Origin of the sequence: Pseudactinotalea sp. (genome assembly GCF_048594945.1) — a bacterium.
In the GTDB taxonomy this organism is placed as follows: Bacteria; Actinomycetota; Actinomycetes; order Actinomycetales; family Beutenbergiaceae; genus Pseudactinotalea.
Genome location: NZ_JBMDXJ010000443.1, coordinates 1 through 6,797, shown reverse-complemented (window position 1 = coordinate 6,797; position 6,797 = coordinate 1). Strand labels below are relative to the sequence as shown.

The 6,797-nt window shown below is 69.4% G+C and carries 7 protein-coding genes; all 7 read left to right on the top strand.

All coding sequences use genetic code 11. From position 1 onward, the window contains the following. Positions 1–990: proteasome ATPase (gene arc, locus ACOJSN_RS20180; protein ID WP_420114272.1), on the top strand; the 990-nt coding region annotated here is incomplete at its 5' end. A 34-nt stretch (positions 991–1,024) separates the two neighbouring features. After that, positions 1,025–2,635 (top strand): depupylase/deamidase Dop, encoded by a 1,611-nt coding sequence (gene dop, locus ACOJSN_RS20175; protein ID WP_420114271.1) that lies wholly within the window; start codon positions 1,025–1,027, stop codon positions 2,633–2,635. Between the two features lie 34 nt (positions 2,636–2,669). Continuing rightward, the gene (locus ACOJSN_RS20170) at positions 2,670–2,861 is read left to right on the top strand and encodes a ubiquitin-like protein Pup (RefSeq protein ID WP_420114270.1); all 192 of its coding nucleotides are present in this window, start codon (positions 2,670–2,672) and stop codon (positions 2,859–2,861) included. Next, entirely contained in the window at positions 2,858–3,700 is an 843-nt protein-coding gene (gene prcB / locus ACOJSN_RS20165) for a proteasome subunit beta (RefSeq protein WP_420114269.1), read from the top strand. The genes ACOJSN_RS20170 and prcB overlap by 4 nt, the downstream gene beginning before the upstream one ends. Before the next feature lie 61 nt (positions 3,701–3,761). Continuing rightward, complete coding sequence (prcA, locus tag ACOJSN_RS20160; protein ID WP_420114268.1) at positions 3,762–4,460, top strand: proteasome subunit alpha; 699 nt, start codon at positions 3,762–3,764, stop codon at positions 4,458–4,460. Next, positions 4,457–5,866, top strand: a complete 1,410-nt coding sequence (gene pafA, locus ACOJSN_RS20155; protein WP_420114267.1) for a Pup--protein ligase — start codon at positions 4,457–4,459, stop codon at positions 5,864–5,866. The genes prcA and pafA overlap by 4 nt, the downstream gene beginning before the upstream one ends. A gap of 52 nt (positions 5,867–5,918) precedes the next feature. Next, positions 5,919–6,797 (top strand): FKBP-type peptidyl-prolyl cis-trans isomerase (locus ACOJSN_RS20150; protein WP_420114266.1); only part of this gene is annotated, 879 nt, incomplete at its 3' end.

The window sequence follows — 6,797 nt, the reverse complement described above, 5'->3', positions numbered from 1 at the left end:
GGGCGGCTGCTTTACGGCCCACCTGGGTGCGGCAAGTCGCTGTTCGCCAAGGCCGTCGCCACCTCGCTCGCCGCGACCGCGCTGGCCAAGCGCGGTGAGACAGAGAGCGCCGCGGAGGCCCAAGGTCCCCCTCGATCGTATTTCCTCAACATCAAGGGTCCCGAGCTCCTCAACAAGTTCGTCGGTGAGACCGAGCGGCACATCCGGCTGATCTTCTCCCGCGCCCGCGAGAAGGCGCAGCAGGGCATCCCGGTGGTGGTGTTCTTCGACGAGATGGAGTCGCTGTTCCGGACTCGAGGAACCGGGGTGAGCTCCGACGTCGAGACCACGATCGTGCCCCAGCTGCTCAGCGAGATCGACGGCGTGGAGCGCCTGGAGAACGTCATCGTCATCGGTGCCTCCAACCGCGAGGACATGATCGACCCCGCCATCCTGCGGCCGGGACGCCTCGATGTGAAGATCAAGATCGAGCGACCCGACGCCGAGTCGGCGCGCGACATCTTCGCCAAGTACCTCACCCCCGACCTGCCGATCCACCCCGACGACCTCGCCGAGCACGACGGCGACGCGCAGGCCGCCGTGGACGGCATGATCGAGCGGGTGGTCGGGCGGATGTACGCCGAGGGCGACGAGAACGAGTTCCTCGAGGTCACCTATGCCAGCGGCGACAAGGAGATCCTGTACTTCAAGGACTTCAGCTCCGGCGCGATGATCGCGAACATCGTGGATCGAGCAAAGAAGAACGCGATCAAGGATCTGCTCGCGACCGGGACGCGCGGCATCCGCGTCGAGCACATGCTCGATGCCTGCCTGGCCGAGTTCCACGAGAACGAGGATCTGCCGAACACCACCAACCCCGACGACTGGGCCCGCGTGTCCGGCAAGAAGGGCGAGCGGATCGTGTTCATCCGCACGATCGTGCAGCACAAGGGCACGCCCGAGGCCGGCCGCACGATCGAGAACGTCTCCCAGACTGGCCAGTACCTGTAGTCAGGCCGCCCCAGGGCAGATCTAGGGTGGTTCGGTGAGTGTGCGACGGATCATGGGGATCGAGACCGAGTACGGGATCCTCGGAGTACGTGACCCGGCCGCCAACCCGATGCTGCTGAGCGCGCAGGTGGTCACCGCCTATGCGGCGGAGGGGGTCGCCGGGGGAGCACGAGCGCGGTGGGACTACGCCGACGAGGACCCGCTGCGCGACGCACGCGGCTGGCGACTCGACCGCAGCGCCGCCCACCCGAGCCTGCTCACCGACGACGAGACAATCCCGGCACCCGAGGGGGAGTGGGGCATCACAGAGCGGCGCCGGCCCGCCCCCGAGCCCGGCGCCGACCAGGGCGTGGTCTCCAACGTCATCCTTCCCAACGGCGCCCGCTACTACGTGGACCACGCCCACCCCGAGTACTCCGGGCCCGAGGTGACCAACCCGCGGGACGCCGTGGTGTGGGACCGGGCCGGAGACGAGATCCTGCTTCGGTCCTCGCGCCTGCTCGCCCAGATCCCCGGCATGCCCGAGGTGGCGCTGTACAAGAACAACGCCGACGGCAAGGGCGCCAGCTACGGCACGCACGAGAACTACCTGGTGCAGCGGGAGGTGCCGTTCGGCGACATCGTCACGATGCTGACACCGTTCCTCGTCACTCGCCCGGTCTTCGCCGGCGCCGGCCGGGTGGGCCTCGGGCAGCGTGGCGAGCGCCCTGGGTTCCAGCTCACCCAGCGCGCGGACTACCTCGAGGCCGAAGTGGGGCTCGAGACCACGTTGCGGCGCCCGATCATCAACACTCGCGACGAACCCCACGCGGACTCCGAGCGGTTCCGGCGGCTGCACGTGATCGTCGGCGACGCCAACCTGCTCGAAGTCGCCACTTACCTCAAGCTCGGCACCACCTCGCTGGTGCTGTGGCTGCTCGAACGGACCGGCGTGCCGGATCGGTTGGCGGCGCTTGCGCTCGCCGACCCGGTGGGCGCGGCGCACCAGGTGAGCCACGACCTCACGCTGTCCGAGCCGCTGGAGCTCGCCGACGGTCGCACCATCACGGCGCTGCAGGTGCAACGTGCCTACGCCGAATCCGTCGCCACCGCGCTCGAGGTGGGGACCTCCGAGGGCGAGGAGCCCGACGAGGCCAGCACCGCCGTCGTCGATCGATGGATCGACCTGCTCGACCGGCTCGAGACCGACCCGTCCAGCTGCGCGAGGGAGGTCGAATGGCTGGCCAAGCTGCGCGTGCTCGACGGCATGCGGCGGCGGGACCAGATCGGATGGGACCACCCGCGCCTGGCCGCGCTCGACCTGCAGTGGGCCGACCTGCGGCCCGAGCGCAGCGTCTACCGCAAGCTGGCAGCCGCAGGCGCGGTCGAGACCATCGTCACGCAGGAGGAAGTGGAACGGGCGATCGCGCACGCGCCCACCGACACCCGCGCGTACTTCCGCGGCGAGTGCATCCGTCGGTACCCGGAAGCGATCGCGTCGGCGAACTGGGACGCCGTGGTGTTCGACGTGAGCGGGCAGCGGCACCTGCAGCGAGTGCCGATGCCCGACCCGTACCGAGGCACCGAGGCGCACGTGGGGGCACTGCTGGCGGCGCACGCGGACGCAGCCTCGCTGCTGACGGCGTTGACCTCCCCGGCCACGTAGGATCGACCGAGGCAACACACCAGGAGGAGCCAGCGTGTCGTCGCAGCAGTTCGAGAACCGTCGCAACCCCGACCCGCCCGAGGACGAGACCCCGCCGCCGCCCAAGCCGGCAGCCGCGTCCGCGAACGAGCAGGAGGTCGACTCACTGCTCGCCGAGATCGACGACGTGCTCGAGACCAACGCGGAGACCTTCGTGCGTGGTTTCGTCCAGAAGGGTGGACAGTGAGCCGGATCGAGCCCAGTGGCAGGCTGCCGGCCGCCTTCACCACGCCGGGGAGCGCCTCGTTCACCGACTTCCTCGCCTCCTACGCACCCGAGCTGCTGCCGGGCCAGCGTCGTGACCTGGTGGGCAACGAGGCGCTCGCGGGCGTGAGCCCCCACGCCACCACGATCGTGGCGCTCACCTACGCCGATGGCATCGTGATGGCCGGCGACCGCCGCGCGACCATGGGCACCACGATCGCGCACCGGCAGATCGAGAAGGTCTTTCCCGCCGACGACTACTCGGCCATCGGGATCGCGGGGACCGCTGGGCTCGCCGTCGAGCTCGTGCGGCTGTTCCAGCTCGAGCTGGAGCACTTCGAGAAGATCGAGGGCTCGCTGCTCTCGCTCGAGGGCAAGGCGAACCGGCTCGCCACCATGGTGCGGTCCAACCTCGGGCTGGCGATCCAGGGACTCGCGGCGATCCCGCTGTTCGGTGGGTATGACCTGCAGCGTGAGATCGGTCGGCTGTTCTCCTACGACGTGGTCGGTGGCCGCTACGAGGAGCAGGACCACCACAGCGTCGGATCCGGCTCGGTGTTCGCACGCGGATCGCTCAAGAAGCTGTGGAGTCACGGATTGCCAGCCGACCGCGCGGTCGAGGTCGCTCTGCACGCGCTGGTGGATGCGGCCGACGACGACGCCGCGACCGGCGGGCCAGACGCGGTGCGTGGCATCTACCCGATCGTCGCCCGCGTGAACGCGCAGGGGTATGAACAGATCGCGCCTGAGGAGCTCGCTCAGCACACCGAGGCGATCGTGGCGCAACGGCAAGCCCGGCCCGAGCGTGGAGGTGCGTCATGATCACTCCACAGACTTCTTCTCCTCCGCTTCGCTCCTCCGAACAAGTCTGCGGGGACCCCGAATGACCCAGGCCTTCTACGTCTCGCCCGAACAGCTGATGAAGGACCGGGCCGACTTCGCACGTAAGGGCATCGCCCGAGGTCGCTCCGTCGTCGTGCTGGGGTACGAGGGCGGCATCGCCTTCGCGACCGAGAACCCCTCCCGCGCACTGCACAAGATCAGCGAGATCTACGACCGGATCGCGTTCGCCGCGGTGGGCAAGTACAACGAGTTCGAGAACCTGCGGGTGGCGGGGGTGCGGTACGCCGACATGCGCGGCTACTCCTACGACCGCATCGACGTCACGGCGCGCGGCCTGGCCAATGCCTACGCGCAGACCCTCGGCGCGGTGTTCACCACCGAGTCGAAGCCGCTGGAGGTCGAGCTCGCCGTGACCGAGGTGGGCGTCACGCAGGCCGAGGACCAGATCTACCGGCTCTCCTACGACGGCTCGGTCACCGACGAGCCCGGTCATGTGGTGATGGGCGGTGACGCCGAACGGCTGGGGCGGATCGTGGAAGAGGGCTGGCGGCCAGGGTTGACGCTCGCCGAGGCGCTGACACTCGCCGTGACCGCGCTCGGCACCGCCGAGGACTCCTCGGTGCGCCCGATCGAGCCTGCCGCCCTCGAGGCCGCGGTCCTCGACCGCACCCGCACGCGCCGCGCCTTCAGGCGGCTCGACGGCGATGCGCTCGCCTCGTTGTTGACGGAAGCAGGGTGATCCGACGCATCTTCGGGCTCGAGACCGAGTTCGGGGTCACCTGTGCGGCACCCGAGGGCAGGGGGCTCTCGGCCGAGGAGGTCGCTCGCTACCTGTTCCGCAAGGTGGTGGCATGGGGGCGGTCGAGCAACGTGTTCCTCGCCAACGGGTCGCGGCTGTATCTCGACGTCGGATCGCACCCCGAGTACGCGACGGCGGAGTGTGATGACCTCGCCCAACTCGTCGCGCACGACAAGGCCGGCGAGCGGATCCTGCAGGGGCTGGTCGCCGACGCCCAGGCCCGATTGGACGCCGATGGTGTGGTCGGGAAGATCCATCTCTTCAAGAACAACCTGGACTCGGCCGGCAACTCCTACGGCTGCCACGAGAACTATCTGATCCGCCGCCGGTCGGACTTCGCCCGCACCGCCGAGGTACTGGTGCCGTTCCTGATCACCCGGCAGATCCTCACGGGAGCCGGGCACGTGCTGGTGACCTCACGGGGACCGCAGTACACGTTCTCCCAGCGCGCCGACCATCTATGGGAGGCGACCAGCTCCGCGACCACGCGATCGCGCCCGATCATCAACACACGGGACGAGCCGCACGCCGACGCCGAAGAGTACCGGCGCCTTCACGTGATCTCGGGTGACTCCTCGATGTCGCAGACCACCACGATGCTCAAGGTCGGGATGACGGACCTGATCCTGCGGATGCTCGAGGCAGGCGCCACGTTCCGCGACTACACGCTCGAGAACCCAGTTCGGGCAATCCGTGAGATCAGCCACGACCTCACCGCGACCACCGCGGTGCCGCTCGCCCGGGGCGAACGCCTCAGTGCTCTGGACATGCAGCGCTCCTACCTCGAGCGCGCGCGTGACTTCGTGGACGCGGCCGACGAGAGCGGGCAGCACGACGCGTGGGTGCTCGACCTGTGGCAGCGCGGTCTGGACGCTCTCGCGACCGGTGACCTCACCGCCGTCGAGACCGAGTTGGACTGGGTGATCAAGAAGCGGCTGATCGACCGTTACCGCGCCGGTCACGACGTGCCACTCTCGGACCCGCGCATCCGGCGGCTCGACCTGGCGTACCACGACATCTCACCCACGGACGGGCTGTTCGCGCGGATGCAGCAACGAGGGCTGGCCGCCACCGTCGTGGACGACGGAGCGATCGCCACGGCCGTGGATGTCCCACCGCAGACCACGCGAGCCAAGCTGCGCGGTGAGTTCGTCCGCGCGGCCACGGCGCGGCGCCGCGACTTCACCGTGGACTGGGTGCACCTCAAGGTCAACGACCAGGCCGGCCGCACCGTGCTCTGCAAGGACCCGTTCCGCAGCAGTGACCCGCGGGTGGACCGCCTGATCGCCGGGCTCGACTCGGGCGAGCCCAGCGGGCCGCTCGGTGAGCCGTTGGCCGGGCGCTGACCGCTCCCGACGCGCCCGACGGAACCGCTGGGTTCCCTTAGGATCGGAGACCATGCCCGTGACCAGCCCGCGCACACCGCTGCGCGCCCTCGCGGTGCTGCTGATCGTGCTCGTGGTCGCCGTGCTCGGCGGATGCCGCCAGGAACAGCCCCCACCGGACCCGACCGCGGGTGTCGCCGTGGCCGGAGACGTGGGGCGACGGCCGGTGATCAGCCTCGAGACGCCGCTGCAGATCCAGGACATCGTGACCGAGGAGCTGGTCACGGGGGAGGGGGCCGAGCTCGCCGAGGACGACGCCGTGATGCTCGCCTATATCGCCCTCGACGCGATCACCGGCGATGTGGTCGAGGACTCCTACGGCTCCGAACCTCGGATCCTGCAGCTCACCGAGGACGAGGCCGGACCGCTCTACGACGAGCTGATCGGGCGCACCGAGGGCAGCCGGCTGCTGCGCCTGGAACCGGGTTCGATGACGGTGCCGGACCCGGTGGTGATCGTCTACGACATCCTCCACACCGAGGCGGTCGGCAGCGTCCTCGAGGTCCCGTCCGAGCTGCCCCAGACCACGGTCGCCGAGGACGGAACGCCCACGGTCACGCTCCCTGACGGCGACCCGCCGAACTCGCTGACGATCGCTCAGCTGATACGTGGCGAGGGGCAGCAGGTCCAGTCGGGTGAGTCGGTCACGGTGCGGTACGTGCAGATGGCATGGTCCTCCGGCGAGGTGCTGGAGAGCACGTGGGGTCCCGGGTCGGTCCCGGTCACGATCCCGCTCGTGGATCGCATCCCGGGCCTGCAGGAGGGGCTGGTCGATGCGGCTGTGGGGTCGAGGGTGCTGCTCGTGGTGCCGCCTGCTCAGGCCGACGGCACCGACACGATGGTGTTCGTGGTAGACGTGCTCGCGGTGACCTCGAAGTCCGACGCCACCCCG

Coding starts and splice junctions, on each gene's coding strand:
- prcA (WP_420114268.1), top strand. CDS start 3,762: ATGACCCAGGCCTTCTACGTCTCGCCCGAACAGCTGATGAAGGACCGG.